Consider the following 26,348-nt stretch of genomic DNA (forward strand, 5'->3'; position numbering starts at 1 on the left):
TCAGTCCTGTGCGGGACCGCGCATCATGCCCACGATCCCAGAACGACCGACCTCGACGAGGCCGAGTTCGCGCATGAGAGCGATGAAGCTGTTGATCTTGTCGGGCGAACCCGTGAGTTCGAAGACGAAGCTGCTGGTCGTGGTATCGACCACATTGGCGCGGAACAGTTCGGCAATGCGCAGCGCTTCCACCCGGTTGTCGCCTTTCCCCGCCACCTTCACCAGCGCCAGTTCGCGTTCCACATGGGCGCCGCTTTCCGTCAGGTCGATCACCTTGTGCACCGGCACCAGCCGTTCGAGCTGGGCGCGGATCTGGTCGATCACCGGCTCGGGACCGTTGGTGACGATGGTGATCCGGCTGATCGCGTGGTCTTCCGAAATATCGGCCACGGTCAGGCTGTCGATATTGTACCCGCGCGCGGTGAACATGCCCGTGATCTTGGCCAGGATACCCGGCTCATTGTCGACGATGACATTGAGAACGTGCCGCTCGGCGGCTTGCATGGCGATCTTCATTGTTCGCGATCCTGCCACAGGGGTTCGAACATGCGCCCTTCGCCGTCGTAGTCGCGCAGGAAATCGCGGCCGCGCCGCACGGCTTCGAAATTATCCGTCTGGCGGCTGAGGTCGAGCGTGTCGGGCAGCAGGACCCAGGCTTCGTCGTCCTGTTTTTCCGCGACTTCCATGCCCAGGAAACGCTGGCCGTTATCCTCGATCCAGTTCAGCAACCGGTCGGCATCGTCACGGGTGAACCACACGCGCCGTTCTGCGCGATCCGCAAACTGCGGCGGTATTTTCTGCTGCATTCCCATCAGACCAGCGCCTTCGCTTCATCATCCATGGTGCCGCCCACTTCGTCTCCGTAAAGCAGCATTTCGGTGTGCGCCGCCCCGCTGGGGATCATCGGGAAACAGTTGGCTTCCTTGGCCACCTGACAATCGACCATCACCGGGCCATCATGCGCCAGCATGGCTTCGATGCCGGCATCCAGCTGGCTTTTATCCTCGATGCGGATGCCCTTCCAGCCATAGGCTTCCGCCAGTTTCACGAAATCGGGCAGGCTGTCGGAATAGCTGTTGGAATAGCGGCTCTCGTAGGTGAGCTCCTGCCATTGGCGGACCATGCCCATGTACTCGTTGTTGAGGATGAAGATCTTCACCGGCAGGCGATACTGGCTGGCCGTGCCCAGCTCCTGGATGTTCATCTGGATGCTGGCTTCACCGGCGATATCGATCACCAGGCTGTCGGGATTGCCCAGTTGCGCGCCGATCGCTGCGGGCAGCCCATAACCCATCGTGCCCAGACCTCCGCTGGTCAGCCACCTGTTCGGCTGCATGAAATGGAAATACTGTGCCGCCCACATCTGGTGCTGGCCCACTTCGGTGGTGATGATCGGATCGCGGTCCTTCGTCAGCGCGAACAGGCGCTCGATGCTCTTCTGCGGCATGATCTGGTCGCTTCCGCGCTCCGGATACGCCAGGCAGTCGCGCGCTTTCCAGCCCAGGATGCGCGCCTTCCATTCGGACAGGTCGCGGGGTTTGCGATTGCCCCAGGCTTCCACGATCTGTTCGAGCACATGGGCGCAGTCGCCGATGATGCCGAGATCGACGGGGACGATCTTGTTGATGCTCGCGCGGTCGATATCGATGTGAACCTTCTTCGCTTCGGGCGCGAAGGCATCCAGCCGTCCGGTCACGCGGTCGTCGAAGCGGGCCCCGATCGCAATGATCAGGTCGGCCCGGTTCATGGTCATGTTGGCTTCGTATGTGCCGTGCATGCCCAGCATGCCCAGCCAGTCCGGATGGTCGGCGGGGAACGCGCCCAGTCCCATCAGCGTGCTGGTAACCGGCGCGCCCGTCATGTCCTGCAGCTTGCGCAGCAACTGGGTCGCGCGCGGGCCGGCATTGATCACGCCGCCGCCGGTATAGAATACCGGGCGCTCTGCCCCGGCCAGCATCTCGACCGCTTCCGCGATCTCATCGGCGGCGCCCACCATGCGGGGCTGATAGCGGTGCGAGGGAAGGGGGCTTTCATCCTGACCGTCCCAGTTCGCCAAGGCGATCTGCACGTCTTTCGGAATATCGACGACCACGGGGCCGGGGCGGCCGGATGTGGCGATGCGGAACGCTTCCTCGATGGTCGCGCCCAGCCGCTCGGGGTCTTTCACGAGGTAATTGTGCTTGGTGCAATGCCGCGTCAGGCCGATTGTGTCCGCTTCCTGAAAGGCATCGGTCCCGATCAGCGCCGTGGGCACCTGTCCGGTGATCACTACCATGGGGATCGAATCCATATAGGCATCGGCGATACCGGTGACGGCATTGGTCGCGCCCGGCCCGCTGGTTACCAGCACCACCCCAGGCTTGCCGGTGGAACGGGCATATCCTTCCGCAGCATGCGCGGCGCCCGCTTCGTGACGTACCAGAATATGCCGAATGCCGTCGTCCGCGAATAGCTCGTCGTAGATCGGCAGCACCGCGCCGCCGGGGTATCCGAAAACGAATTCCACACCTTGCCGCTTGAGACATTCGATCAGGATTGCTGCGCCGCTGCGCTCGATACTCACGTCAACCTCCGACCCGTTCGGGTCTTCATAAGATACAAATCGGCCCGACGCTGGGGTCTGAAGCGCCGGGCCGACAACGCCTCAGATAGGCGGGCCGTATTTCACGGTCAACCGCCTTATTGAAATAAAGAAACAAAAAAATCGTGGTCGGCGATAGTTTTGTTATCCGCCCTCGGCCACGACTGGGGCAGCTGATTGCGGAACCATGTATATTGGCGCTTGGCATACTGGCGCGTGGCAAGCTGGCCAGCGGCGATAGCTTCAGCGCGCGATAGATCTCCTTCAAGCAATGCCTTGATCTCCGGAACGCCGATGGCCCGCATGACGGGCAGGGCAGGGTCGAGATCGCGCGCCAGCAGTGCCTCCACTTCCGCCAGCGCCCCCTTGTCGAGCATGCGTTCGAACCGCAGGTCGCAGCGGGCATTCAGCCATTCGCGCTCCGGCAGCAACACCAATGGGTGAAGCGCGATGTCGTTGGCGATCCCTCCAGACTGGCGGTCCTGCCAGTAGATCATCGGATGGCCGGTGGATCGCACCACCTCCAGCGCGCGGGCCATCCGCTGGCTGTCGCGCGGGCCAAGACGTCCGGCGGCCTCCGGGTCCTCCTCGACCAGGCGGGCGCGCAGGTCCTCGGTCGAAAGTTCGCGCACCGCCTCTCGCACATGCGGATCGATCGCGGGGATCGGGGATATGCCATCCAGCAATGTGCGCATGTACAGCCCGGTCCCGCCGCACAGGATCGGCACGCTGCCGGCGGCGTGCGCGTCCTCTATCGCGGTTTTGGCGGCATCGGCCCAGTTGGCGGCAGAGCAGGGCTCAGCACCGTCCCATGTTCCGAACAGCCGATGTTCGATCCCGCCCATCTCGTCGTCGTTCGGTCGCGCCGACAGAATGTGCAGGTCGCGATAGACCTGCTGGCTGTCGGCATTGATTATGACGCCATGGCGTCCCTCGCGGCCAAGGCGCTGTGCCAGCTTCACCGCGAGATCGCTCTTGCCGCTGGCGGTCGGCCCTGCGATGAGCGCGACCGGTTTCAAATCGGGAGAAATATTGGTGCTCATTGCCCGGCTGATAGCAGACATGGACGGCGTGGAAACACGCCTCGACGCGGCAATGAAAGCCTGCGCAGCGGCGGATATGCCGGTGGCCATGGCGGGCATGCTCGATTTCTGCAGCGACGTGCTCCAGCTTTCGCTCCCGCATGGCGACGGCAGGCAGCTGGCGGAAATCCTGACCGAATATTTCGGCGATTGCGATCTGCTCATCTCCGATCACGAAATCGAAGTGCCACGCCTCTTCGTATCCGACATGGATTCCACCATGATCGGGCAGGAATGTATCGATGAACTCGCAGACTTCGCCGGGCTGAAGGACAAGGTGGCCGCGATCACCGAACGGGCGATGCAGGGCGAACTCGATTTCGGCAGCGCTCTCAAGGAACGCGTCGGCTTGCTCGGAGGGCTGGAAGAAAGCGCGATCCACCGCTGTCTGACCGAACGCATCCGGCCGGTCGATGGCGCGCGCACGCTGGTCGCCACGCTACGCAGCAAGGGGTGCCGCACCGTTCTGGTCACCGGCGGCTTCCATCATTTCGCCGATCCCATCGCCGAAGATCTCGGTTTCGAACGGGTCGTGGGCAATCGTCTCGGTGTCGCGGGGGGCAAGCTGACCGGTCTGCTTGCAGGGCCCGTCAGCGATGCGTCGACCAAACTCGCAACGCTGGAAGAAGAACGCGCACAATTGGGCGAAGGCGCGCGGGTTCTGGCTACGGGCGATGGCGCCAACGACATTCCCATGATCGAGGCTGCGGATTACGGCATCGCCTATCGCGCCAAGCCCAGGGCCCGCGATGCGGCCAATGGACGGATCAACAGTGTACACCTCACCGCTATACTCCGGCTGTTCGGTATTCCGGAAAGCGAGTGGGTGGAGGATTTCGCTGCCGGCTAGCCGGTACGCGCCTTCCCCAGCAAAGGGGCTAGTTTCTTTTAAGGACCGATCGGCTATAACCGGCGGCATGACCGGAACGTCTCCCGCCGCAATCGATCTGGAAACTGCCTTTGACGGCACGCCCTTGCGCCATCCGACTCGCCCTCGGTCCCGCTATCGCCCGCTGGCAGCAGTGCGGCATTTTCGCGAGCTGCTGAAGGACAAGGAGAACACGGCGGAAGTCTTCAGGATTTACGATGCGCTGCCTTCCAGGCAGTTTGTCCCGCGTGTGCGCGCGCTGACGCTCAGCCCGCATGGCGATGCTCTACGGCGCAGCGAACCGTTTCTGCCTCCCATCCTCGACGATCACGATGCCCTGCGTAAAACTCCGGCCGGTTCGGTCGCGCGTGCCTATTGCGATTTCATGGAAAGCGAAGGTCTCTCGGCCGCCGGTCTCGTCGCGGAATTCGAAAAGGCGGGGCGGCCGGTCTATGACGATCTGGTCCAGTGGTTCGGTTTCCGCCAGCGCGACACCCACGATCTCATGCACGTTCTGACCGGCTACGGCCGCGATGCGCTCGGCGAGCAATGCGTGCTGCTGTTCACCCACGGCCAGAGCCCGAGCCAGGGCCATCTTCTGCTGGGCTATGCAGGCTCGTTGCATCTCAAGAAACTCGTGAAGAGCCGGGCGCCGGTAATGAAGGCCGTTCGCCAGGCTCATCGCACCGGCAAGGCCTGCCCGCCGCTTGTCGAACGTTCGATCCGGGAACTGCTGGTCAAGAATCTCGAGCAGGCAAGGGCCGAACTCCGCATCCCGGAACCGCATTGGTATCGCGAATGCCACCGCATCTGGCGCGAAGAAGGCATCGATCCCTACGATCTGCTCGCCCAGAAACAGGAACCGGAGCTCGTTTCTGCCTGATCGGCAGGCCATCACTCTGTATGGGCGGTTGTTCGGCCCTCAGATCATACGTTTGATCAGCATGCGTGCCGCTGTCGGATTGCGCACTTTCGCGCCGGCGATGAAGAACACATAGGCATCGCGCCCGCCCTTGGACCACCCGCGCGCCTTGTCGGCCCACGCGTCCAGAGCCTTGTCATCATAACCGGTTTCCACTGATTCTTCAGTGCGTTGCAGCCGGGCATAGGAAAAATCCGCCGTCGCCTCGTCGATGCAAGGATATTCATCGCTATCGGCAAAAACCACCGCCATGTTCCGCGTGCGCGCAAGCTCGAAGAATGTTGGATCTGCGAAACTTTCATGCCGAATTTCAAGGGCATGACGCAGCGCAACGCCATCTTGGCTATCGGGAATTAGGTCCAGAAACCGGGCGAAATCGTCTCGCTCGAAATGCTTGGTCGGCGCGAATTGCCACAGGATCGGTCCCAGCTTGTCGCCCAGTTCGGTAAACCCCTGATTGAGAAACTTCTCAATCGAATCAGCGCCTTCTGCCAGAACCTTGCGCGCAGTCGAATAGCGGGAGGCCTTGACGGTGAACTGGAAACCTTCCGGTACGGCCTCGCCCCATTTGCGCCAGCTGGCCGGCTTCTGCCGGCCATAGAAGGTGGCATTTATCTCGATCGCAGTAAGATGCTGCGCGGCGTATTCCAACTCCCGCCGCTGGACCAGCCCGTCGGGATAGAAGACGCCGCGCCAGGGCTCGTACGTCCAGCCCCCTATGCCGATGCGGACCGTCAGCCTTCCATCCACTCTGTAAAGAACGAGGTATGGGCCGCCTTCAGTTCGGCGATCGTCTTGCCAAACAGCGTATCGCCGCCCGTCTTCCCGATCCGCCTGAACCCGATCGACGCCGTGTCCTCGTTCTCCGTTCCCTTGGCGAGCGCTTCATTCAGCGCCTGCGTATCCGGCACGGTAACGATGTAGCGGCCCTGATCTTCGCCGAACCACCACTGCGCCTGCGTATAATCGCGGTGCCATTCGACGTCGGCACCGATCCCGCCAGCCATGGCCATTTCCGCCAGAGCGACGGCAAGGCCGCCGTCGGAAATATCGTGCACCGCGCTGACGAGGCCATCTGCGATCAGCTGGAGGATGATCTTGCCGGCGTTCTTCTCGACCGTGAGGTCGGTCGGCGGTGTGCGCCCTTCGTCGCGTCGGTGGATTTCGCTGAGCCAGAGCGACTTGCCCAGATGCGAACGCTCCGGATCGGGCGTTGCCCAATGTTCTGCGCGGATGAGATAGATGGCTTCGCCTTCGGCCTTGAAGGGCATGGTCATCATCTTGTCGTAGTCGTCGATCAGGCCGACCCCACCGATAGCGGGCGTGGGCAGGATGGCGCTACCGCCACCGGTCGCCTTGCTTTCGTTATACAGGCTGACGTTGCCGGACACGATCGGGAAATCGAGTACGCGGCAGGCGCGGCCCATACCTTCGAGGGCATGGACGAACTGGCTCATGATTTCCGGGCGCTGCGGGTTGCCGAAGTTGAGGCAGTTCGTCACCGCCAATGGACGTGCCCCGACCGCGCAGAGGTTGCGATAGGCTTCCGCAATCGCCTGTTTACCGCCTTCATAGGGATCGGCGAAGACATAGCGCGGCGTGCAGTCGGTGCTGATGGCCAGCGCCTTTTTCGTGCCGTGGACCCGCACCACGCCCGCATCGCCGCCGGTCTGCAGCGTGTCCGCGCCAACCTGGCTGTCGTACTGTTCGGAAATCCACCGGCGCGACGAGAGGTTGGGCGATGCGAGCAGCTTGATCAGATCGCCCCCGACATCGTCGGTGTCGGGCCGCTCGGTCATCGGCTTGATGCCGGCCCAATCCGTGTATTCGTCCTTCGAGATATAGGGACGGTCGTATTCCGGCGCATCCGCGGCGAGGGGGCCAAGCGGGATATCGCATACGACTTCGCCGCCGAATTCGAGCACCATGTGCCGTGTATCGGTCACTTCCCCGATGACGGCGAAATCCAGTTCCCACTTCTTGAAGATGGCCGCAGCCATTTCTTCCTTGCCGGGCTTCAGCACCATGAGCATGCGCTCCTGGCTTTCGCTCAGCATCATCTCATAGGGCGTCATGCCCTCTTCGCGGCAAGGAACCATGTCCATGTCGAGCCGGATGCCGGCCTTTCCATTGGTCGCCATCTCCACGCTGGACGAGGTCAGACCCGCGGCGCCCATGTCCTGAATGGCAACGATGGCGTCGGTGGCCATCAGCTCCAGGCAGGCTTCGATCAGCAGCTTCTCGGTGAAGGGATCGCCGACCTGCACGGTCGGGCGCTTGGCCTCCGCGTCCTCTTCGAAATCGGCGGAAGCCATGGTCGCGCCGTGAATGCCGTCACGCCCGGTCTTGGAGCCGACATAGACGATCGGATTGCCCACGCCGGTCGCTGCGCTGTAGAAAATCTTGTCCGCATCGGCGACGCCCACCGTCATCGCATTGACGAGGATATTGCCGTCATAGGCCGGGTGGAAGTTGGTTTCGCCGGCAACGGTCGGAACACCGACGCAATTGCCGTACCCGCCGATCCCCGAAACCACGCCCTTCACGAGGTGCTTCATCTTGGGGTGATCGGGACGCCCGAAGCGCAATGCGTTGGCATTCGCCACCGGGCGAGCGCCCATGGTGAACACGTCGCGCAATATGCCGCCGACACCGGTCGCCGCGCCCTGATAGGGTTCGATGTAACTGGGGTGGTTGTGGCTTTCCATCTTGAAGATGGCGGCCTGCCCGTCGCCGATATCGATCACGCCGGCATTTTCGCCCGGGCCGCAGATAACCCAAGGAGCCTCGGTCGGCAGCTTCTTCAGATGCAGCCGGCTGCTCTTGTAGGAACAATGTTCCGACCACATGACCGAGAAGATGCCCAGTTCCACGAGATTGGGCTCCCGGCCCAGGGCGTTCAGAACGCGTTCGTATTCTTCGGAGCTGAGGCCGTGCTGTTCGACGACTTCGGGGGTGATCGCGGATTCGACATTTGCCATGCGCGCGCGCTTAGCGCCGCACGCCCGACACTGCCAGTCCCACGAGACTTTTATGCCATCTTGTCGACTGCACCCAGAAGGCGAGGGTGGTCAGAATGCCGAAGGATAGCAGGGCGGTCACATATATCCCTGTGCCTGCTTCCTGCGGCTGCGGGCCGAACCAATTGATCGCCTGGAATACCAGCATCGTCCCCAGCAAAATGAGCGGCGGGACCACTGGGCCTTTCGTGCGCCTGATATAAAAGCAGAAGGCGGCCAGCGTTATCCCGATCTCCAGCGGCATCTCGATCCAGGGCGAATTCCACAGCCCCAGCCCGAATTTCTCTTCCCCGCCCGCAAGGGTAAGATCCGGCCCGTGCGCGAGCAGATCGAGCAGCCAGTGGCTCAATACCACGATGGCTCCCCATGTCGCGGCGATGGCGTTTCGCGAGACGAGCCAGATCACGATTGCGAAGCCCAACGCCCATGCCGCAGTGCCGGAAAGGCTGTGGGTGTACGGCATGTGATAGAGATCGAGCGGGTTCATCGCTGTCATTCCGGGCACGATCCGCAGTTTCTCGATCCCGACGATCGCGAAGGTGAAGAACGCCCAGTCGACCAGCTGCGCTGCGATGAACAGCGTGCCCAGCTTGGGCGCTTCTTCCGTTATGCCGCGAGCGAGGAAGGCGGGGGCGAAGTGACCGATGAACATCGGCTCAGCCGAACCTGTCGGCGGCGAAAGTAGCCGCACCGGCCGCCACGGCAGTCGCAAATGCGCCCCAGCAGATGTCGACCAATGTGACGATTGTCGACCAGTTGCGCATGGTCGCCTGGTTCGTCAGGTCGTAGGTTGCATAACAGATCGCGCCGAGCAGTGCGCCGTTGAGGGCAGCTGCCCCTGTGCCGCCTGCCAATCCCGGACGGACGGCAAACCACACGATCGCGCAGATATAGGCACAGTAGAAAAGCAGCGCGGGGACCATGCGGAAGGTTTCCGCCAGCAGACCGCCAAGCTGGGGGCGGTAGAAGTTGGGGCCGGCCCAACCCAGCCACGCCGCGTCGAGGATCCCGAAAACCAAAGCAGCTGTGACGGCGGCGACAATCCACGTCATATTCGCTCCCCCTCTTTTCGCCTTACTTGACCGCGCGCAGGTGGGCCGTCAATGCTTCCCGCCGATGGCAGAGGAACAGTTACAGATTTCGGATTTGAATTTCGAGCAGGCTCTACGCGAGCTCGAAAGCGTCGTGCGACGGCTCGAGAGCGGTGACGTGCCGCTCGACGAGAGCATCGACCTGTACGAACGCGGCGAGCAATTGCGCAAGGCGTGCCAGTCGCGACTCGATTCGGCGCAGGCGCGGATCGAAAAGATCGTCGCCGGAGCCGATGGGAAGCCTACCGGGACCGAGCCTTTCGATGCGGATGGCGGTGCATGAGTGTGATGACGACCATGCCTCCTCGTCTGGGCGAGGCGTTCGAGCGGGTACAGAGCGACATAGACAGCGCCTTCGATGCGTTTCTTCCCGTTCCCGACGATAGCCGGGCCCGTCTGGTCGAAGCGATGCGCTATGCCGCGATCGGCGCGGGCAAGCGCATGCGACCCCTGCTGCTAGTCGCGACTTCGGAACTCTTCGGCGTAAACCGCAATGCTGCAATCAACGCAGGGTGCGCGGTGGAGGCGATCCACGCCTATTCGCTTATCCATGACGATCTTCCCTGCATGGACGACGATGCCATGCGGCACGGAAAACCTTCGGTGCACAAGGCGTTCGACGATGCAACGGCAGTCCTTGCAGGCGATTGCCTGCACGCGCTGGCCTTCGACATCCTGACGCAGCTCGACACCAGTGCGGATCCGTTCGTCCGCTCGGAACTCGTCGCCACCCTGGCCCGGGCCAGCGGCCACGATGGCATGGCTGGTGGGCAAATGATGGATATCGTCTCTCAGGAAGAGAATTACGATCTTCGCCAGATCACCAGGCTGCAACAACTCAAGACGGGGGCATTGCTTGCAGCCAGCGTCGAAATGGGCGCAGTGCTCGGCCGTGTGCCGCCCGAAGGGCGCGCGCATCTTCGTGCCTATGCCCGCGATATCGGCCTCGCCTTCCAGATCGCGGACGATCTGCTGGACGTGGAAGGTGACGAAGCGAAAGCCGGCAAGGCGCTGCGCAAGGATGAAGAGCAGGGCAAGCAGACCTTCGTGACGCTGATGGGTGTTGAACAGGCCCGCGCGCAGGCGACGATGCTGGTCGAACAGGCGGGTCGGCACCTCTCAAGCTACGGCGAAGACGCCCGGCTTCTTGTCGAACTCGCCGACTTCGTCGTGAAAAGAGATCATTGATGGCCAAACGTATCGGCATTTATCCCGGAACATTCGACCCCATCACGCTGGGGCACATGGACATCATCGAACGGGGCGCCAAGCTGGTCGACGAACTGATCATCGGGGTGACGACCAATATCGCTAAATCGCCCATGTTCGACGACGACGAGCGTATCGCCATGGTCGAACGCGAAGTTGCCGAAATCGCCTGCGACACCATTCGCGTGGTCGGGTTCAACTCGCTGTTGATGGACTTTGCCGAACAGATGAATGCAGGGATTGTCGTTCGCGGAATTCGCGGGGTGACGGACTTCGAATACGAATATCAGCTCACCGGCATGAACCGCCAGCTCAACGACCGGATCGAAACGGTCTTTCTCATGGCCGATGTCGAACTGCAGCCGATTGCCAGCAGGCTGGTGAAGGAAATCGCCTTTTACGGCGGCCCGATCGAAAAGTTCGTCACCCCTGCGGTACGGGCCGATGTGGAAGCGCGGGTCCAGAAGATGGGGCCGCGCGGCGGCTGACGGATGATTTCCACCTATTCATTGAACGGACAGACGCCTCGCGCTAGTGGGTCGGCAATCCATGACATTGCTACGGAATGACGATGCTCAAGACTTCGCTAGCCATTGCTGCCGCGCTGACAATCGGTGCCGCGCCTCTAGCCGCACAGGTGGCGGAAGATCCTGCTCCGACCGAAAGTGAAGCGACTGCCCCTGCAGCTACGACTCCTGACGGTGATGCAGTGGACGCTGCGGCTTCGACCGAAGCTGAGGACACGCGGACATTCTCGCCTGTCAACTTCAACGTCAATGAAGATCTCGAGAACATTCTTCTGCTGGATCTGTCGAACGGCCAGCGGGTTGCCATCCGCCTCAAGCCTGACTGGGCGCCCCACCACGTGGAGCGTATCAAGACCCTCACCCGGCAGGGCTTCTACGACGGGGTGATCTTCCACCGCGTCATCGATGGATTCATGGCACAGACGGGCGATCCGACCGGTACGGGTACCGGTGGTTCGCAGCTTCCCGACATCGCCGAGGAATTCAACCGCATGCCCCATGTGCGCGGCACGGTTTCGATGGCTCGCGCGGCGAGTGAAGACAGTGCGAACAGTCAGTTCTTCATCGTCTTTTATCCGCGCCTGAACCTCGACAACAATTACACCAATTTCGGGCGGGTCATTTCCAACATGGCTGCGGTGGATGCGATCCAGCGCGGCGAACCGCCTGCCAATCCCACCCGCGTGCTTCAGGCGTCGATCGCAGCCGACAACAAGCCGGTCCCGGCGATGCCGGCGCCGCAGGTGCAGCAGGATATTTCGATCGACGATCTGAACGCGCCGATCGGCAACTGACTTTTCATTGCGCTGACCCCGCACTAGGGGCGGCGCAATGAAAGTTGATCTCTTCGATTTCGAACTGCCGGTAGAACGCATCGCGCTTCGCCCGGCGCGGCCGCGTGATGCTGCGCGCATGCTGATCGTGCGCGAAAGCGGCCCGTTCGAAGATCGCGGCGTGCGGGACCTGCCTCAGATGCTGCGGGCTGGCGATGTTCTCGTTTTCAACGATACGCGCGTTATTCCCGCACAACTCGAAGGTCGGCGTGGCGAGGCTAAAATCGGCGCCACGCTGCACAAGCGCATCGACCTTCGTCGCTGGCAGGCCTTCGTCCGGAATGCCAAGCGGCTCAGGCCGGGCGATGTTGCCGAATTTGGTGGCGGCGTCACCGCCGTGGCTGAAGAGCGTCTGGCCGATGGAAGCTTCGTGCTGTTCTTCGAAGGGGAGGAGCCGGTCGAGGTCCTGCTCGAACGTGCCGGGCGGATGCCCCTGCCTCCCTATATCGCAGGAAAGCGCGACACGGACGAACAGGATCGCCTGGATTACCAGACCATGTTCGCGGCAGAGGATGGCGCGGTAGCTGCCCCGACTGCGGCGCTTCATTTCACGCCGGAACTGATTGCCGCTCTGGATGCAGCCGGCATCGGGCGCGAAACGCTGACTCTTCACGTCGGGGCAGGCACGTTCCTGCCGGTCAAGGCCGATGATACCGCCGACCACGCGATGCATTCCGAATGGGGTAGGGTGGACCGCGACGTTGCAGACCGCCTGAATGCCGCGCGAAAGGCAGGCGGGCGATTGATCGCGGTCGGGACCACCAGCTTGCGGCTATTGGAAAGCGCAACCAGGGACGATGGCATGATCGGCGAATTTTCGGATGATACCGACATCTTCATCACCCCCGGTTACCAGTTCCGGGCAGTCGATGGATTGATGACCAACTTCCATCTTCCAAAATCGACCCTCGTCATGCTCGTCAGTGCGCTGATGGGACGCGAACGGATGCTGTCGGCCTATCGGTACGCGATCGAAAACGAATATCGGTTCTACAGCTACGGCGATTCCTCGCTCTTGCTGCCCTGATCGGGGAACAGGCTTTTCGTATCGAGCATCCGGTCGATAAGCGCGTCGTCGACGGGAATTCGACCGTCCAGCATGAGCATGGCGATCCCGTGAGCGATTGACCACGCCTGTAAGGCAAGCGTCTCGGCCCGCTCGGAGTTGCTGGCGAGCGCCCGCGTATTGGCGATCAGCAAGGTACGTGCCTCGTCTACGGGTTCCTCCTTGTCGACCGGTTTGCCCTGCGTGAACATCAGCCTGAAAAGTACGGGGTGGGCGAGGGCGAAGCGGACATAGGCCCGGCCCGTTTCGGCAAAACCGGCAGCACCTCCGCCGGCCTTTTGGGCGGCGGCGGCCTGTTCGCTGCCGAGCATTTTCAACCCTTCCCGGGCAAGCGCCTGGTCCAGAGCCTGTTTGTCGGGAAAATGCCGGTAGACGGCCGTCGGCGAAACCCCCACCTTGCGAGACAATTCGCGCAGCGAAGGCGCCTTTCCGTCGGGACCTTCGAGAGCCCGCAGACCTTCGAGGACAAGCGCCTCGCGCAGATTGCCGTGATGATAGGCTTCACTCGAAGTTGACACTGTTACCATAGACCCTATGTTTACACCGTTCACTTTAACCAATGTGAGTCGGTCATGGCAAGCGTCATAGAAAAAACAATCCGTAAAGCTGTCACTCCCGCCATTCAGGCCCTGGCGGGTGTCAACCGGAACAGGTTACCAGATGCCCGGACCAACCCGTTCCTGAACGGCGTCCACACCCCGCTGCGTGAAGAATTCACGCTGGACGATCTGCACGTCACGGGCAGCATTCCCACAGAACTCGACGGTCGCTACGTTCGGATCGGCCCCAATCCGTATGGCAAGGGAGATAAGGGGCATCACTGGTTCCTGGGCGATGGCATGGTTCACGGTGTGCGCCTGAAGAACGGCGACGCTATATGGTATCGCAACCGGTTTATCCGATCGCGCGATCTCGAAGGGAAGGGCGGGCCCAAGTCAGTCGATGGACCGCGTCGCGGCTTCGGGGATACGGTGAACACCAATGTTCTGGCAATCGGCGACAAGATCATGGCGCTTGTCGAAGCCAGCAGCTTCCCTGTCCAGCTCGATGACGATCTCGAGAGCGTCGCTTACTCGGATTTCGGTGGGGGTCTGACGGGATCATTCACCGCGCATCCCCATGAATGCTCGGCAACCGGCGAATTCCACGCAATCTGCTACGATGGCATGTCGGCCGATACCATCCGCCACGTCGTTCTGGCGCGGAATGGAACGGTCTTGCGGGAAACGGAGATTGCCGTCCGCCATGGCCCGTCGATCCACGACTGCGCGCTGACGGAGAATTTCGTGGTCGTGCTGGATCTGCCGGTCACCTTCTCGATGCCGGCGCTCATTTCAGGGCACAGGTTTCCCTACCGCTGGAACCGCGCTCACAAGGCCCGTGTCGGTCTCCTGCCGCGCGGCGGCACGGGCGATCAGATCGTGTGGCACGAAGTTGAGCCTTGCTACGCTTTTCACGTCGGCAACAGCTTCGAAGACGATAGGGGGCAGGTTGTAATCGACCTGTGCGCGTATGAAACCATCTTCGATGGGGACATGCCGGGACCGTATGGCAAGCCTCTCGGTCTCGAACGCTGGACAGTCGATGGCAAGGGCGGGCAGGTACAGCGCGATGTCCTGGACTCGTCGCCGCAGGAATTTCCCCGGCCGGACGAGCGTTTCTTCACCACCGACTATCGCTATCTCTGGAGCATGGGGCTGCCGGATGATGGCGACCTCGAGTTCGTCGCGCCCATGCCGCTTTATCGCCACGACCTCGTCACCGGGGAGCGTATCCAGCACGACTTCGGCGACGGCCGCATACCGGGGGAATTCGTGTTCGTGCCGCGCGATGCTGGCGCGCCCGAAGGTGACGGTTGGGTCATGGGATATGTCATCGATCGAAATCGCGGGACGAGCGCGCTGGAAATCCTCGATGCCCACAGCCTCGAGACAGTTGCGTCCGTACACATCCCGCATCTTATCCCGCCGGGCTTCCACGGGAATTGGATCGCAGCTAACTAGGGGTCTGTGGATCCGATTCTCGAACTCAATGGCCTGTCCAAGGTCTACCGCGGCGGGCTGAAGGCGCTCGACAATGTCGATCTCAGCGTACGGAAGGGCGAGATATTCGCGCTGCTCGGGCCCAACGGCGCGGGCAAGACCACGCTTATCGGTGCGGTCTGCGGTCTCGTCCGACCCAGTTCGGGTACAATCCACGCCTTCGGCCACGATCTGGCAACCGACTGGCGCAAGGCGCGCAGCCGCATAGGGCTGGTCCCGCAGGAACTGAGCACGGACATGTTCGAACCGGTCGAACATGCCGTCAGCTATTCACGCGGCCTGTTCGGTCTCGCACCCGACAGGCAGCGGATCGAAGAGATCTTGCGCAGCCTCAGCCTCTGGGAAAAGCGGGGCGAGCGGATCATGGCCCTGTCGGGCGGAATGAAGCGCCGCGTGCTCATCGCCAAGGCTCTCGCACACGAACCCGACCTCCTGTTCCTCGACGAACCCACCGCCGGCGTCGACGTGGAACTGCGCAAGGGCATGTGGGCGATCATAGATAAGATGCGCGCGCGTGGCACCACCATCATCCTGACCACGCATTACATCGAAGAGGCCGAGATGATGGCCGACCGCGTCGGTGTCATCAATCGCGGCAAGCTGCTCATGGTTGACGAGAAAGACGCCATGATGGCCCGTCTCGGCCGAACCGAGGCACATATTACGCTTGCACAACCCCTCGCCACACTGCCTCCGGAAATAGGCCGGTTCCCGGTCGAATTGGAAGCGGGCGGAACGGTGCTCCGCTACCGAGGGGGCGATGGGACAGGAAAGGGTAAGGCCGAAGTCGCCGAATTGACCAAGGCGCTCATCGGCGCGGGGATCGATTACGTTGGCATCGACACCCGTGAGAGCAGTCTCGAGGATATCTTCGTATCCCTGCTTGGCGAAGGCGAGGTACCGCAATGATTTCCTGGCGCTCAACCTGGTCGATATACACCCGGGAGCTTGTTCGCTTTCTTCGCACGGCATTCCAGTCGGTGCTGGCACCCGTTCTCACGACCTCGCTCTATTTCATCGTGTTCGGAGCGGCGATCGGCGGGCGTATGCCCGATCTGGATGGGGTGCAATATGGCGCATTCATCATCCCGGGACTGCTGATGCTCACCCTGCTGGGAGAGACCACCAGCAATTCAAGCTTCGGCATTTATATGCCTCGCTTTACCGGAACGATTTACGAATTGCTCAGCGCCCCTGTCGGCGTGACCGAAACGCTTATCGGGTTCGTAGGGGCGGCGATGACGAAAAGCCTTATCCTCGCGACGATCATATTGGTTACTGCCCGACTGTTCGTCGATTATTCGATCGCTTACCCGGTCTTGGCGGTATTCTACATCATGCTCGTCGCAGCCGCCTTCAGTCTCTTTGGGTTCATTCTTGGCATTTGGGCCGATAACTTCGAAAAACTCGGCATAATCCCGATGCTGTTCCTTACCCCGCTGACGTTTCTGGGAGGCACGTTCTATTCGATCGATATGCTGCCGAAGCCATGGGACACTATCGCTCTAGCCAATCCGATCGTTTATCTTGTCAGTGGATTGCGCTGGACATTCTATGGGACGAGCGACGTCAATATCTGGGTCAGCTTCGGTATCACCTTGGGCTTTCTCGCCCTGTGCGTTTCGGTGATCGCGTACATTTTCAAAACAGGTTGGCGGCTACGCGCCTGAATACGAACGCGCTTTGTCGATCAAGGGTGGCGAGCGCCGAAGAGCCGCGCTAGGCTTCTGGCATGTTTGTGAGAACCGCCTTATTTACGTTTGCGGCTAGCACAGCCGCATTTGCATCACCGGCAAATGCCGAGCTCCCCGAAGCTGCCCGTCAGATGATCGACACAGCACTGGCTAGTGGCGATAACACCAAGATTGCGACCGTACTGGACTTGGCCCGCAAGACATGGCCGGACGATGGGGAGGAAATCGCCGCGATCGAAGGCGCGTGGGGAAAAACTAAAGCCGAAAAAGCCGCTTTGGCCGCGAAGGAGAAGGAAGAGGCCATTCGGACTGCTGGTCTGCTCGACCGCTGGACAGGGCAAGGTGAATTGGGCGGATTCCATTCTACAGGGAATAGCGACACGACCGGCATTACCGCTGCGCTCCATCTCAAGCGACAGGGCATCGACTGGTCGCATCACTTGAGAGCGCGTTTCGATTATCAACGCCAGAATGGTATCACCAGTCGTGAGAAATACTTCGCGTCCTATGAGCCTCGGTGGGAATTCGATGAGGGCATCTTTGCTTATGGACTGGCACAGTATGATCGCGATGCCTTTCAAGGAATCGACGGCCGGTATGCTGTTTCCGGGGGATTGGGATATCAGGTGATCGACGGCAACAGTCTCAGCCTGTCGTTGAAGGCAGGACCGGCTTACCGCGTTACCGATTACACCGATGGGCGCGTCGAAAACCGCGTGGCCGGCCTCGCAGGCCTCGATTTCGACTGGCGGATTCTCGACCGGGTGACCCTGACGCAGGATGCAAATGCTGTCGCCGAGACCGGCGGGCAGGCGGTCGTCATCGTGGACAGTTCCAATACTACGCTCAATCTGGTCACCGGCCTCGATTTCAAGGCTACCGAAAAACTTCGGGCGAGGATGAGCTATGCGATTGATTATGACAGCAACCCTGCAGTAGGCGCTGTTTCGACCGACACGGTAACCCGTGCATCGATCGTTTACGACTTTTGAGATTTGACATTGACCAATCGTTTTACGTTTGCCGTTGAGGCGGTCGATGGTGCTGCGCGGACGGGTGCGATTTCCATGTACCGCGGCCAGATCCGTACGCCGGCTTTCATGCCGGTCGGCACCGCGGCAACCGTAAAGGCCATGAAGCCTGAAACGGTGCGCAAGACGGGCGCGGACATAATCCTTGGCAATACTTACCACCTGATGCTGCGCCCGGGAGCGGAGCGTGTGGCAAAGCTCGGCGGTCTTCACAAATTCACGAACTGGAACCGGCCGATCCTTACAGACAGCGGCGGTTATCAGGTTATGAGCCTGTCGGACCTGCGGAAGCTGACTGAGAAGGGCGTGGAATTCCGCAGCCACATCGATGGGTCGAAGCATATGCTGACGCCGGAACGCAGCATGGAAATCCAGCGGCTTCTGGGCAGCGACATCGTGATGGCTTTTGACGAATGCCCCCGCGCCGACCGTCCGCGCGACGAAATTGCCGCGAGCATGGAAATGAGCATGCGTTGGGCGCAGCGGAGTCGAGAGGGCTTCAACGCAGGCGGCGAACATGCAGAACGGTCTGCCTTGTTCGGTATTCAGCAAGGCGCGCTCGACGAAGATCTACGCAAGATCAGTGCGGATAAGCTGGCCGATATCGGCTTCGATGGATATGCCATTGGCGGTCTGGCCGTGGGCGAGGGGCAGGAGGCCATGTTCGCCACACTGGACTTTGCCCCAGCGCAGCTCCCACAGGATCGCCCTCGTTATCTCATGGGCGTGGGTAAGCCGGACGACCTGGTGGGTGCGGTTGAACGCGGTGTCGACATGTTCGACTGCGTGTTGCCAAGCCGATCCGGACGCAATGGACAAGCGTTTACCTGGAACGGCCCGATGAACCTTCGCAATGCGCGGTTCGCGGAAGATACCGATCCTTTGGATAATCGCTGCACTTGCGACACGTGTAACACCTACTCGCGCGCCTATCTCCACCACCTCGTGAAATCACAGGAAATTCTCGGTGCAATGCTGATGACCGAGCATAATATCGCTTTCTACCAGCAGTTGATGCAGGCAATGCGCGATGCGATTGGGGAGAGGAGATTTGCTACCTTTGCCAAGGATTTCCGCCGGGATTACTTGCGCTGAAGCGGGACTGGCCTAATTTGTAAAGATGGCCACGCCTCCTCAAACCCGCCCTACCTCTGCTCAATGGGGGCTTCCGTATGCGGATGGCGCGAGTGGTCCCGCCGTTAAACGCGAGCAGACGTATATCATCGCCTTTGCAGTCTTGACGATCGTTGCGTGGCAAACGGCTATCGGTACGTTGGCGCTCATGCCGTTTACGCTGCTTTCCACCTGGTGGCATGAGATGGCGCATGGTCTCATGGCGGCTGCACTTGGAGCTGAATTCGAGCGATTGGTCATCTTTGCGAACGGGTCGGGATTTGCAGAAAGCTCTGGCGACCTTGGGCGTATCGGCCAGGCCATCGTTGCTGCCTCCGGATTGCTCGGCCCCACCATCGCGGGCTGCGTCTTGATCATTGCTTCGCGCTCACCCCGTGCAACAAAGGTGATGTTGTTCGTCCTGGCGATTGCATTGATCGCGAGCACCCTGATTTGGGTCAGATCTATGGCCGGCTGGATCGTGCTGCCGCTCTTTGCAGCAGGTGCATTCTTGATTGCATCCAGAGCAACGAGGAAATGTCAGAGGATCACTATCGAGTTCCTTGGCGTGCAAGGAGCGGTCAGCGTTTACCAGGACATCGATTATCTGTTCAGTCCAGGCGCCGCAGTAGATGGACAAGTTACCCTATCCGATACGGGACGCATCGCGGAAGCGTTGATCTTTCCCTACTGGTTCTGGGGCGGGGCTATCACCATCGCAATTGCGGCAATGGTCTGGAAGTCCTTGCAGATTGCCGGCCGGACGTAGGTAGCTAGACCCGCTCTTTTTCGCGCATTTCCAGTATCGTCCCGCGATACGGGACGAACGTGCCGGCACTGTCCAAAAAGCCTGCACCAATAACATTCGCACGCGCCTGCGCATCGTTGAGGCTATCGTACCATTTGCCGCGACGATTGGGCGTGATGAAGCGGTATTGAGTCATAGTAAAAACTGAACCGCCAATCACCTTCCGCGTTCCTGCCAAGGCTTTGAAAATGCGGTGAATTGATACAAAAAAGGCGGCCCTGAGGCCGCCCTTTCCGTATATCGATGAACCAAAGGATCAGCGCGAGTAGAACTCGACGACCAGGTTCGGTTCCATGGTCACCGGATAGGGCACTTCATCAAGCTTCGGTACGCGAGTGAAAGTCACCTTGTCGTTACCATCGGGCGCGACATAATCGGGAATTTCACGCTCGGGAAGGCTCTGTGCTTCGATGACCAAAGCCATTTCCTTGGCTTTGCTGCCGAGGCTGACCACGTCGCCAACCTTCACACGCGCCGAAGCGATGTTGGTCTTCACGCCGTTGAGGTAGATGTGGCCGTGGCTAACGATCTGGCGGGCGGCGAAGATGGTCGGTGCGAACTTGGCGCGGTAAACGACCATGTCGAGGCGCTGTTCGAGCAGGCCGATCAGGTTCTGACCGGTGTCGCCCTTCATGGCCGACGCTTCCTTGTAGGTGCGCTTGAACTGCTTTTCCGTTACGTCGCCGTAGTAGCCCTTGAGCTTCTGCTTGGCGCGAAGCTGCAGACCGAAGTCGCTCATCTTGCTCTTGCGACGCTGGCCATGCTGGCCGGGGCCGTACGAACGCTTGTTGACCGGGGAATTCGGACGACCCCAGATGTTTTCACCCATCCGGCGGTCGAGTTTGTACTTGGCGCTTGTGCGCTTCGTCATAAATAGTTCCTTCAATTTGCTGGACCGCCCCAGTGGCGGCCATTTAACCCGGCATCACACCGTCAACCTCGAGGTTGACGCGGCTTCCGCTTCACCGGGGTGCAGAGCCAATTTGTGAAGGCGCGCTCGTAGCAAAATTGTGCAGCGCGTCAAGCAGCAAGATAGGCGCTCGACAAGTCGGTTCAAGCGCGGCACTGCGCAGCACCATGAAGGACGATTTCAAACTGCCGGAAGATTGCACCGACATGCGCGAGGTGCGAATTGGAGTGGACACGACTGACCGCGAACTGATGGAACTGCTCGATCGCCGGTTTGGTTACATGCGAGCTGCTGCACGGATCAAGACGGATCGCAATGTCGTTCGCGACGAAGGGCGTAAGGCCGAGGTGATCGAGAACGCCCGCGCTGATGCAGAAAACCGCGCGCTTCCGGCTGATGAGCTCGCGCGGATGTGGGACGATCTGGTCGAAACCTCCATTGCCTACGAAATGGAGGAATGGGACAGGATCAGGGCTTAGGTTCGCGTTGAAGTGACGACAGTACACCTCTCAGGGTACGGACTTCGAGGTGGTTCCAGGCAGGCTTCGTCAACACGCCACGTAATGTGCGCTGGGTAGCTTCGGCGCGGGCTTCCGGACGAAAATACCCTTTTGGCTCCAGCATGCTTTCCAAATGTGCGATCAGGCCATCAAGCTCTTCCTGTGGGGCAGGGGGCAAGAGCTCTTCCTGGGTCGGTTGTACCAAGGTTTCATGCTTGGACCATTCGTAGGCACACAGGATCACCGCCTGCGCGAGGTTGAGCGACCCGAACTCTGGATTGATCGGCACCGTCAAGATAGCACGCGCGAGCGCTACATCCTCGGTTTCCAGCCCGGACCGCTCTGGTCCGAACAGGATTGCACTGCGGCCTTGCGCGACGGCAATTTCCTGACTGGCTTGCTCGGGCGTGACGACAGGTTTCGTAACGCCCCGTTTGCGAACGGTGGTGGCGTAGACATGCGCGCAATCCGCCACCGCATCGGCAGTCGATCCAAAAACCCTTGCACCTTCCAGCACGATGTCCGCGCCCGACGCGGACGGACCAGCCGACGGGTTGGGCCAGCCATCGCGCGGCTCGACCAAGCGCATTTCCGTGAGGCCGAAGTTGAGCATGGCACGCGCGGCCTTGCCGATATTCTCGCCGAGTTGCGGGCGCACGAGGACGATGATCGGCTTTCTGGCGTCAGCCCCGTTCATTGGCTGCCGCTTCCTGCACGGTACTTGCGAATTCTTCAAAATCCCGGGCTTCGCTGAAATCGCGATAGACCGAGGCGAACCGGATATATGCGACGCTGTCCAGTCCGCGCAGTCCATCCATAACCATCTCGCCGATACGTTTGGATGGGATTTCTGGTTCGCCGGCAGTTTCGACCTGCCGCTGGATGCCGCTGACGAGCTGGTCGATCCGTTCTTGCGGAACATCGCGCTTGCGGCAGGCCAGCGAAATCGATTGTTCTAGCTTGCTGCGTTCGAAGGGCTGGCGACGGTCGCCGCTTTTGACCACCGTCACTTCGCGTAATTGCACGCGTTCGAAAGTGGTAAACCGCGCGCCGCAGCTGGAGCACTGGCGACGCCGCCGGATCGAGGTCGAATCCTCGGTCGGACGACTGTCCTTTACCTGGCTGTCGTCATGCGCACAAAATGGGCAACGCATTTACGGCCGGAGGCGTTTGTAGAGCATGAAGCCGGCGCCCGCGACCAGACCGAGGGGCCAAGTCACCACCGGCAATATACCCGCCGCGATCGCGCCGACTGCCGCGCCGGTCAGCACTGGTTTAGTCGACGGATGGTTCAGCCCCTGCTTCGCCATTCCCTTGATCTCTGCGCCGGCATCCGAAACAAGATCGTGGTCTTGATGCTGCGGTTCTTTGTTATCCATCATTCGTCTCCTTAGCGGCCGGGGTAGACGGGGAAGTCAGCGCAGAGTTCGGCAACCTTGCCACGCACCTGCTCTTCGACCTGCCCGTCGCCTTCCGGACCATTGCGCGAGAGCCCTTCGACTACCTGACAGATAAGAGCCCCAATCTGGCGGAACTCGTCGGGGCCAAATCCGCGCGTCGTGCCCGCCGGAGTGCCGAGGCGGATGCCGCTCGTAACAAAAGGGCTGCGCGTATCGTATGGAATGCCGTTCTTGTTGCAGGTCAGCCATGCTCGATCGAGGCCGGCTTCTGCAGATTTTCCGGTCACGTCCATGGCCGTTAGGTCAACGAGCATGGAGTGATTGTCCGTACCCCCGGAAACGACACGCAGGCCGTTGGCTTCGATCCCTTCGGCCAGGGCGCGGGCGTTCTCGACAACGCGCTTGGCATAGTCTTTGAAATCCGGACGCAGAGCTTCGCCGAACGCGACGGCCTTCGCCGCAACCACATGCATCAGCGGCCCACCCTGCATACCGGGGAAGACCGCCATGTTGAATGGCTTGGTCAGGTCGTCGTCATCCCAAAGGATCACGCCGGAGCGCGGACCACGCAAGCTCTTGTGAGTGGTTGTCGTGACGACATGGGCATGGGGGAAGGGGGAGGGATGCGCGCCGCCAGCGACCAGTCCGGAAATGTGGCTCATATCTACCATGAGATACGCGCCGACCTCGTCGGCCACCTTGCGGAAAGCCTTCCAGTCCCAGACGCGGGAATAGGCCGTTCCGCCTGCAATGATGAGCTTCGGCTTGTTGGCTTTGGCAATCGCCATAACCTCATCCATGTCGATCAGTTCATCGTCCTTCCGAACACCGTAGCTGACAGGATTGAACCACTTGCCGCTCATGTTGACCGGAGAACCATGGGTCAGGTGGCCGCCCGAATTTAGGTCGAGCCCCATGAACGTATCGCCAGGCTGGAGCAGCGCAAGAAATACCGCCTGGTTCATCTGGCTGCCTGAATTGGGCTGAACATTGGCGAAACCACAGCCGAACAGCTTCTTGGCGCGCTCGATGGCGAGTGTTTCGATTACATCGGCATAATCGCAGCCGCCGTAATAGCGCTTGCCGGGATAGCCTTCAGCATATTTGTTCGTGAATACTGATCCGGTTGCTTCGAGAACGGCGCTCGAGGCGATGTTTTCGGACGCTATAAGCTCGATCTTGTCCTGCTGACGCGCCAGTTCATTGCGGATTGCATCATGAATTTCTGGATCTGCCTCGGCAAGGGTGTCGTGCCAGAAACGATCCATAGGGTCGCGGTCGGTATTGGCGGGCTTGGTAGCCAAATCAGATCTCCGGTTTGGAAAGCTTGTCGACGCGGCGCTGGTGGCGACCGCCGGCGAATTCGGTTTCGAGAAATGCAGTAAGGCAAGCCTTTGCCATGTCGCTTCCGGTCAGGCGGGCGCCCATCGCAATACAGTTTGCGTCATTGTGTTCGCGTGAAAGTGCAGCCGAGAGTGGTTCCGAGACAAGCGCACAGCGAACCGATGGATTGCGATTGACGCTCATGGAAATACCAATGCCGGAGCCGCAGAGCGCCACGCCACGTTCCGCAGTGCCGTCAGCAAGCACATTAGCAAGCTTGTAGCCGTAGTCAGGGTAATCGACGCTATCGCCGGTGTCTGGCCCGAGATCCGCCACTTCGTGGCCCTGTTCGATCAACCATTCGCGCAATTCTGTCTTTAGGTCGATTGCAGCGTGGTCGGAGGCTATAGCTATACGCATGGGGGAGCACATAGGCATTGCCTTCGATTCGCGCGACCCCCTTGATCCCATTATCGATCGAGCGGATGCGTAGGGATTACTTTGGCATGCAACCGGAAACTTATCGGTCGCTGGCGCTTTCCAGACTTTCGATTGCCGCTCTTATTTGGACGATCGAATATGGCTTTGTGATCGTCACAGAATTCACAAGCTCCTTTGGGTGCTCTGCATCTCCGTACCCCGTTGCAAATGCGAAAGGGATGTCATCAGCCTTCAGCTCGTAAGCCAGCGGATAACTCTTTGAGCCATGCAGGTTCACATCGAGGATTGCATAATCGAACGTTTCGTTTGCTCGGCCCTCGCGCGCCTGCTCGATCGAACTGAAAACCGAAACCGTGGCGCCTTCCTCGATCAGCATGTCTTCCAGAGCGAATGCGATGATCGGCTCGTCTTCGAGCACCAGGATATGTTTCCCGTTCAAGCTCATACTTTGCCCTCAATCCGGCAATAGAGGCCGCTGGCTCGATATTCCAAGGTCGTGCGACTGTCCGGGCTTCCAAGACCTCGCTTGACCAGTCGTGATCCAAAACCGCTGGTTTGGGGCTCCACTACGACCGGTCCGTCATGTTCACTCCATTCGAATATGAGCAAGGTGCCATCTGTCTCAGTAGGTTGCGTCCGCCAAGTGATCTCGACGAAGCCGGCTGGCTCGCTCAACGCACCGTATTTCAAGGCGTTCGTGCATAGTTCGTGCACTACCATCGAAAGCGTAACCGCAGTTTGAGGAGCCAGAACAACTTTCGGTCCTGTGAGCGAGTATCGCGACGAATCTGAGCCTACGGTGGCTGCCAGCGATCCTATGACGATCGATTCCAGATCGGCAGCTTCCCAACTTCGCTCGGTCAGAAGATTATGCGCGCTCGCCAAAGCTGCGAGACGATTGGAGAATGCGTCTATTCCAGTCGAACCCGGCTCCGAGCGAAAAGACTGTTTTGCGAGTCCTTGGACGACCGCAAGGGTGTTCTTGACCCTGTGGTTGAGCTCATTGATCAAAATGCGCTGGTGTTCTTCAAAGGCCACTTCTTCTGTTACATCGTGGCCTTGAACCAGAATGCCTTCGAAGTCGTCTCCACCGTGGATCGGTTGGTAGATGAACTCGAGAAACCGGGCCTCAAGTTCTCCGTCCTTGCCCGAATTCAGGAGGATCCTTTCTTTCTTGCCGAAGTATGGTTCGTTCTTGTCGAGCACGTCGTCGAGCAACTGGATGAACCCCTGATCGACAACTTCCGGCAGCGCTTCCGGCACCGTTTTGCCAACCAGCTTGCGCTGACCGACAAGCTGACGATACGCAGCATTCGCCATTACAAATCGATGCTCACGTCCACTCAGCACCGCTACGAACCCTGGTGCTTGTTCGAGCAGGGAACGGAATCGATCCAGTTCCTTGCTGGCCCCCCGATAACGTTCCTCTACCGCTTCGGCGCGCCGGGCGACGCTGGCAGCGTCGCGCTCCGAGCCCGATTGCTCCAATCCCGTGATGCGAACCGTATGCTGGAGAATGTATTCGACATCGCCATTGTCGTCGAGAAAAGGCGTGTGAGTGGCGCTCCATATATGGGTGTCAAAGCCGCCTTGGGCGTTTGGAATATTATAAGGGATTCGAGCGATTTCGTCAGCTTCGCCGGTCTCGAGGACTCGATCGAAAGACGACTTCAACTGGCGATAACTTTCACCTTCGCTCGGGAAGGCTTCGAACATTCCCCGCTGCTTGATCTCATCCCATCGGCTTTCCGTGGCGCTCAGATAGGCTGCATTTGCCCACTGAATGACCAGAGATGCATCGAGAATAACATAAGGGTTGGGAGAGCGCGCAAGCACACTCTCGAAATCTAAGTTCATGCGTGCCCCGGAATAGCAGCTTTTCTAACT

General features: G+C 60.2%; 32 protein-coding genes. 14 read left to right on the forward strand and 18 right to left on the reverse strand.

Annotation, left to right across the window (positions count from 1 at the left end; genetic code table 11):
- The 4 genes from ilvN to miaA all read right to left on the reverse strand — a co-directional run bounded on the left by ilvN (position 1) and on the right by miaA (position 3,624).
- The gene (gene ilvN / locus KYK83_RS04900) at positions 1–516 is read right to left on the reverse strand and encodes an acetolactate synthase small subunit (RefSeq protein ID WP_103023379.1); all 516 of its coding nucleotides are present in this window, start codon (positions 514–516) and stop codon (positions 1–3) included.
- Positions 513–812, reverse strand: a complete 300-nt coding sequence (locus KYK83_RS04905; protein WP_103023380.1) for a hypothetical protein — start codon at positions 810–812, stop codon at positions 513–515. Before KYK83_RS04905 ends, ilvN begins: the two co-directional genes overlap by 4 nt.
- Complete coding sequence (gene ilvB / locus KYK83_RS04910) at positions 812–2,563, reverse strand: biosynthetic-type acetolactate synthase large subunit (protein ID WP_222827386.1); 1,752 nt, start codon at positions 2,561–2,563, stop codon at positions 812–814. Before ilvB ends, KYK83_RS04905 begins: the two co-directional genes overlap by 1 nt.
- Positions 2,564–2,679: 116 nt before the next feature.
- Complete coding sequence (gene miaA / locus KYK83_RS04915; RefSeq protein ID WP_222827387.1) at positions 2,680–3,624, reverse strand: tRNA (adenosine(37)-N6)-dimethylallyltransferase MiaA; 945 nt, start codon at positions 3,622–3,624, stop codon at positions 2,680–2,682.
- Here miaA and serB point away from each other — a divergent pair.
- A complete protein-coding gene (gene serB, locus KYK83_RS04920; RefSeq protein WP_346729420.1) occupies positions 3,617–4,513 on the forward strand; it encodes a phosphoserine phosphatase SerB in 897 nt (298 codons plus the stop codon). The genes miaA and serB overlap by 8 nt on opposite strands.
- A 67-nt stretch (positions 4,514–4,580) precedes the next feature.
- The gene (locus KYK83_RS04925; protein ID WP_222827388.1) at positions 4,581–5,414 is read left to right on the forward strand and encodes a Coq4 family protein; all 834 of its coding nucleotides are present in this window, start codon (positions 4,581–4,583) and stop codon (positions 5,412–5,414) included.
- A 39-nt stretch (positions 5,415–5,453) separates the two neighbouring features.
- Here the strand turns inward: KYK83_RS04925 and KYK83_RS04930 are convergent, their stop codons facing one another.
- The 4 genes from KYK83_RS04930 to KYK83_RS04945 are packed head-to-tail and all read right to left on the reverse strand — an operon-like array spanning position 5,454 to position 9,525.
- A complete protein-coding gene (locus tag KYK83_RS04930; RefSeq protein WP_222827389.1) occupies positions 5,454–6,203 on the reverse strand; it encodes a DUF72 domain-containing protein in 750 nt (249 codons plus the stop codon).
- Complete coding sequence (gene purL / locus KYK83_RS04935) at positions 6,188–8,434, reverse strand: phosphoribosylformylglycinamidine synthase subunit PurL (protein WP_222827390.1); 2,247 nt, start codon at positions 8,432–8,434, stop codon at positions 6,188–6,190. The genes KYK83_RS04930 and purL overlap by 16 nt, the downstream gene beginning before the upstream one ends.
- Before the next feature lie 10 nt (positions 8,435–8,444).
- Positions 8,445–9,125, reverse strand: coding sequence for a hypothetical protein (locus KYK83_RS04940; protein ID WP_222827391.1), 681 nt, complete (start codon positions 9,123–9,125; stop codon positions 8,445–8,447).
- 4 nt (positions 9,126–9,129) lie between these two features.
- Positions 9,130–9,525: a DUF2177 family protein gene (locus tag KYK83_RS04945; RefSeq protein WP_222827392.1), complete on the reverse strand. Its 396-nt coding sequence runs from the start codon at positions 9,523–9,525 to the stop codon at positions 9,130–9,132.
- Positions 9,526–9,589: 64 nt separating this feature from the next.
- On the opposite strand from KYK83_RS04945, the gene KYK83_RS04950 reads away from it, so the two are divergent.
- The 5 genes from KYK83_RS04950 to queA all read left to right on the forward strand — a co-directional run bounded on the left by KYK83_RS04950 (position 9,590) and on the right by queA (position 13,160).
- Positions 9,590–9,847 (forward strand): exodeoxyribonuclease VII small subunit, encoded by a 258-nt coding sequence (locus KYK83_RS04950; protein ID WP_103023388.1) that lies wholly within the window; start codon positions 9,590–9,592, stop codon positions 9,845–9,847.
- Positions 9,844–10,752: a polyprenyl synthetase family protein gene (locus KYK83_RS04955; protein ID WP_248284256.1), complete on the forward strand. Its 909-nt coding sequence runs from the start codon at positions 9,844–9,846 to the stop codon at positions 10,750–10,752. The genes KYK83_RS04950 and KYK83_RS04955 overlap by 4 nt, the downstream gene beginning before the upstream one ends.
- A complete protein-coding gene (gene coaD / locus KYK83_RS04960) occupies positions 10,749–11,261 on the forward strand; it encodes a pantetheine-phosphate adenylyltransferase (RefSeq protein ID WP_103023389.1) in 513 nt (170 codons plus the stop codon). The genes KYK83_RS04955 and coaD overlap by 4 nt, the downstream gene beginning before the upstream one ends.
- Before the next feature lie 83 nt (positions 11,262–11,344).
- Positions 11,345–12,094 (forward strand): peptidylprolyl isomerase, encoded by a 750-nt coding sequence (locus KYK83_RS04965; protein ID WP_222827393.1) that lies wholly within the window; start codon positions 11,345–11,347, stop codon positions 12,092–12,094.
- Between the two features lie 37 nt (positions 12,095–12,131).
- The gene (gene queA / locus KYK83_RS04970) at positions 12,132–13,160 is read left to right on the forward strand and encodes a tRNA preQ1(34) S-adenosylmethionine ribosyltransferase-isomerase QueA (protein ID WP_222827394.1); all 1,029 of its coding nucleotides are present in this window, start codon (positions 12,132–12,134) and stop codon (positions 13,158–13,160) included.
- Here queA and KYK83_RS04975 read toward each other — a convergent pair.
- Positions 13,130–13,726, reverse strand: coding sequence for a TetR/AcrR family transcriptional regulator (locus KYK83_RS04975; RefSeq protein WP_222827395.1), 597 nt, complete (start codon positions 13,724–13,726; stop codon positions 13,130–13,132). The two genes, queA and KYK83_RS04975, sit on opposite strands and share 31 nt — an antisense overlap.
- A 45-nt stretch (positions 13,727–13,771) precedes the next feature.
- On the opposite strand from KYK83_RS04975, the gene KYK83_RS04980 reads away from it, so the two are divergent.
- From KYK83_RS04980 to KYK83_RS05005, 6 genes are all read left to right on the forward strand, one after another.
- Positions 13,772–15,202, forward strand: coding sequence for an 8'-apo-carotenoid 13,14-cleaving dioxygenase (locus KYK83_RS04980; protein WP_222827396.1), 1,431 nt, complete (start codon positions 13,772–13,774; stop codon positions 15,200–15,202).
- 6 nt (positions 15,203–15,208) lie between these two features.
- Complete coding sequence (locus KYK83_RS04985) at positions 15,209–16,150, forward strand: ABC transporter ATP-binding protein (protein ID WP_222827397.1); 942 nt, start codon at positions 15,209–15,211, stop codon at positions 16,148–16,150.
- Positions 16,147–16,911 carry an ABC transporter permease gene (locus tag KYK83_RS04990; RefSeq protein ID WP_103023394.1) on the forward strand — a complete coding sequence of 255 codons (765 nt, stop codon included), beginning with the start codon at positions 16,147–16,149 and terminating at the stop codon, positions 16,909–16,911. The genes KYK83_RS04985 and KYK83_RS04990 overlap by 4 nt, the downstream gene beginning before the upstream one ends.
- Positions 16,912–17,066: 155 nt before the next feature.
- Positions 17,067–17,927, forward strand: a complete 861-nt coding sequence (locus KYK83_RS04995) for a DUF481 domain-containing protein (protein WP_248284257.1) — start codon at positions 17,067–17,069, stop codon at positions 17,925–17,927.
- A 9-nt stretch (positions 17,928–17,936) separates the two neighbouring features.
- On the forward strand, positions 17,937–19,061 hold the full coding sequence (gene tgt / locus KYK83_RS05000) for a tRNA guanosine(34) transglycosylase Tgt (protein WP_222827399.1): 1,125 nt from the start codon (positions 17,937–17,939) through the stop codon (positions 19,059–19,061).
- 25 nt (positions 19,062–19,086) lie between these two features.
- Positions 19,087–19,848: a M50 family metallopeptidase gene (locus KYK83_RS05005; RefSeq protein ID WP_222827400.1), complete on the forward strand. Its 762-nt coding sequence runs from the start codon at positions 19,087–19,089 to the stop codon at positions 19,846–19,848.
- A 4-nt stretch (positions 19,849–19,852) separates the two neighbouring features.
- Here the strand turns inward: KYK83_RS05005 and KYK83_RS05010 are convergent, their stop codons facing one another.
- Entirely contained in the window at positions 19,853–20,023 is a 171-nt protein-coding gene (locus tag KYK83_RS05010) for a hypothetical protein (protein ID WP_173829991.1), read from the reverse strand.
- 120 nt (positions 20,024–20,143) lie between these two features.
- A complete protein-coding gene (gene rpsD / locus KYK83_RS05015; protein ID WP_103023398.1) occupies positions 20,144–20,758 on the reverse strand; it encodes a 30S ribosomal protein S4 in 615 nt (204 codons plus the stop codon).
- A 206-nt stretch (positions 20,759–20,964) separates the two neighbouring features.
- On the opposite strand from rpsD, the gene KYK83_RS05020 reads away from it, so the two are divergent.
- Complete coding sequence (locus KYK83_RS05020) at positions 20,965–21,276, forward strand: chorismate mutase (protein WP_103023399.1); 312 nt, start codon at positions 20,965–20,967, stop codon at positions 21,274–21,276.
- On the opposite strand, the gene KYK83_RS05025 is transcribed toward KYK83_RS05020, so the two are convergent.
- From KYK83_RS05025 to KYK83_RS05055, 7 genes are all read right to left on the reverse strand, one after another.
- Positions 21,266–21,994 carry an RNA methyltransferase gene (locus KYK83_RS05025; RefSeq protein WP_222827401.1) on the reverse strand — a complete coding sequence of 243 codons (729 nt, stop codon included), beginning with the start codon at positions 21,992–21,994 and terminating at the stop codon, positions 21,266–21,268. The two genes, KYK83_RS05020 and KYK83_RS05025, sit on opposite strands and share 11 nt — an antisense overlap.
- Positions 21,981–22,451 (reverse strand): transcriptional regulator NrdR, encoded by a 471-nt coding sequence (nrdR, locus tag KYK83_RS05030; protein ID WP_222827402.1) that lies wholly within the window; start codon positions 22,449–22,451, stop codon positions 21,981–21,983. Before nrdR ends, KYK83_RS05025 begins: the two co-directional genes overlap by 14 nt.
- A complete protein-coding gene (locus KYK83_RS05035) occupies positions 22,452–22,676 on the reverse strand; it encodes a hypothetical protein (RefSeq protein WP_173829994.1) in 225 nt (74 codons plus the stop codon). It lies immediately after the preceding gene.
- An 11-nt stretch (positions 22,677–22,687) separates the two neighbouring features.
- A complete protein-coding gene (gene glyA / locus KYK83_RS05040) occupies positions 22,688–23,965 on the reverse strand; it encodes a serine hydroxymethyltransferase (RefSeq protein WP_222827450.1) in 1,278 nt (425 codons plus the stop codon).
- 37 nt (positions 23,966–24,002) lie between these two features.
- Positions 24,003–24,440, reverse strand: coding sequence for a ribose 5-phosphate isomerase B (gene rpiB / locus KYK83_RS05045; protein WP_222827403.1), 438 nt, complete (start codon positions 24,438–24,440; stop codon positions 24,003–24,005).
- A 100-nt stretch (positions 24,441–24,540) separates the two neighbouring features.
- Positions 24,541–24,906: a response regulator gene (locus KYK83_RS05050; RefSeq protein ID WP_222827404.1), complete on the reverse strand. Its 366-nt coding sequence runs from the start codon at positions 24,904–24,906 to the stop codon at positions 24,541–24,543.
- Entirely contained in the window at positions 24,903–26,318 is a 1,416-nt protein-coding gene (locus tag KYK83_RS05055; RefSeq protein ID WP_222827405.1) for a sensor histidine kinase, read from the reverse strand. Before KYK83_RS05055 ends, KYK83_RS05050 begins: the two co-directional genes overlap by 4 nt.
- Positions 26,319–26,348: the final 30 nt, after the last annotated feature.

This window comes from Qipengyuania pacifica (genome assembly GCF_019857205.1).
GTDB classification, from domain to species: domain Bacteria; phylum Pseudomonadota; class Alphaproteobacteria; order Sphingomonadales; family Sphingomonadaceae; genus Qipengyuania; species Qipengyuania pacifica.

Bases quoted from the DNA above. Each gene is read 5' to 3' on its own strand.
- ilvN (WP_103023379.1), bottom strand. From the start codon at position 516: ATGAAGATCGCCATGCAAGCCGCCGAGCGGCACGTTCTCAATGTCATC.
- KYK83_RS04905 (WP_103023380.1), bottom strand. From the start codon at position 812: ATGGGAATGCAGCAGAAAATACCGCCGCAGTTTGCGGATCGCGCAGAA.
- miaA (WP_222827387.1), bottom strand. From the start codon at position 3,624: ATGAGCACCAATATTTCTCCCGATTTGAAACCGGTCGCGCTCATCGCA.
- KYK83_RS04925 (WP_222827388.1), top strand. From the start codon at position 4,581: ATGACCGGAACGTCTCCCGCCGCAATCGATCTGGAAACTGCCTTTGAC.
- purL (WP_222827390.1), bottom strand. From the start codon at position 8,434: ATGGCAAATGTCGAATCCGCGATCACCCCCGAAGTCGTCGAACAGCAC.
- KYK83_RS04940 (WP_222827391.1), bottom strand. From the start codon at position 9,125: ATGTTCATCGGTCACTTCGCCCCCGCCTTCCTCGCTCGCGGCATAACG.
- KYK83_RS04945 (WP_222827392.1), bottom strand. From the start codon at position 9,525: ATGACGTGGATTGTCGCCGCCGTCACAGCTGCTTTGGTTTTCGGGATC.
- KYK83_RS04950 (WP_103023388.1), top strand. From the start codon at position 9,590: ATGGCAGAGGAACAGTTACAGATTTCGGATTTGAATTTCGAGCAGGCT.
- KYK83_RS04955 (WP_248284256.1), top strand. From the start codon at position 9,844: ATGAGTGTGATGACGACCATGCCTCCTCGTCTGGGCGAGGCGTTCGAG.
- KYK83_RS04965 (WP_222827393.1), top strand. From the start codon at position 11,345: ATGCTCAAGACTTCGCTAGCCATTGCTGCCGCGCTGACAATCGGTGCC.
- queA (WP_222827394.1), top strand. From the start codon at position 12,132: ATGAAAGTTGATCTCTTCGATTTCGAACTGCCGGTAGAACGCATCGCG.
- KYK83_RS04975 (WP_222827395.1), bottom strand. From the start codon at position 13,726: ATGGTAACAGTGTCAACTTCGAGTGAAGCCTATCATCACGGCAATCTG.
- KYK83_RS04980 (WP_222827396.1), top strand. From the start codon at position 13,772: ATGGCAAGCGTCATAGAAAAAACAATCCGTAAAGCTGTCACTCCCGCC.
- KYK83_RS04990 (WP_103023394.1), top strand. From the start codon at position 16,147: ATGATTTCCTGGCGCTCAACCTGGTCGATATACACCCGGGAGCTTGTT.
- KYK83_RS04995 (WP_248284257.1), top strand. From the start codon at position 17,067: ATGATCGACACAGCACTGGCTAGTGGCGATAACACCAAGATTGCGACC.
- KYK83_RS05005 (WP_222827400.1), top strand. From the start codon at position 19,087: ATGGCCACGCCTCCTCAAACCCGCCCTACCTCTGCTCAATGGGGGCTT.
- KYK83_RS05010 (WP_173829991.1), bottom strand. From the start codon at position 20,023: ATGACTCAATACCGCTTCATCACGCCCAATCGTCGCGGCAAATGGTAC.
- rpsD (WP_103023398.1), bottom strand. From the start codon at position 20,758: ATGACGAAGCGCACAAGCGCCAAGTACAAACTCGACCGCCGGATGGGT.
- KYK83_RS05020 (WP_103023399.1), top strand. From the start codon at position 20,965: ATGAAGGACGATTTCAAACTGCCGGAAGATTGCACCGACATGCGCGAG.
- KYK83_RS05025 (WP_222827401.1), bottom strand. From the start codon at position 21,994: ATGAACGGGGCTGACGCCAGAAAGCCGATCATCGTCCTCGTGCGCCCG.
- nrdR (WP_222827402.1), bottom strand. From the start codon at position 22,451: ATGCGTTGCCCATTTTGTGCGCATGACGACAGCCAGGTAAAGGACAGT.
- KYK83_RS05035 (WP_173829994.1), bottom strand. From the start codon at position 22,676: ATGGATAACAAAGAACCGCAGCATCAAGACCACGATCTTGTTTCGGAT.
- glyA (WP_222827450.1), bottom strand. From the start codon at position 23,965: ATGGATCGTTTCTGGCACGACACCCTTGCCGAGGCAGATCCAGAAATT.
- rpiB (WP_222827403.1), bottom strand. From the start codon at position 24,440: ATGCGTATAGCTATAGCCTCCGACCACGCTGCAATCGACCTAAAGACA.
- KYK83_RS05050 (WP_222827404.1), bottom strand. From the start codon at position 24,906: ATGAGCTTGAACGGGAAACATATCCTGGTGCTCGAAGACGAGCCGATC.
- KYK83_RS05055 (WP_222827405.1), bottom strand. From the start codon at position 26,318: ATGAACTTAGATTTCGAGAGTGTGCTTGCGCGCTCTCCCAACCCTTAT.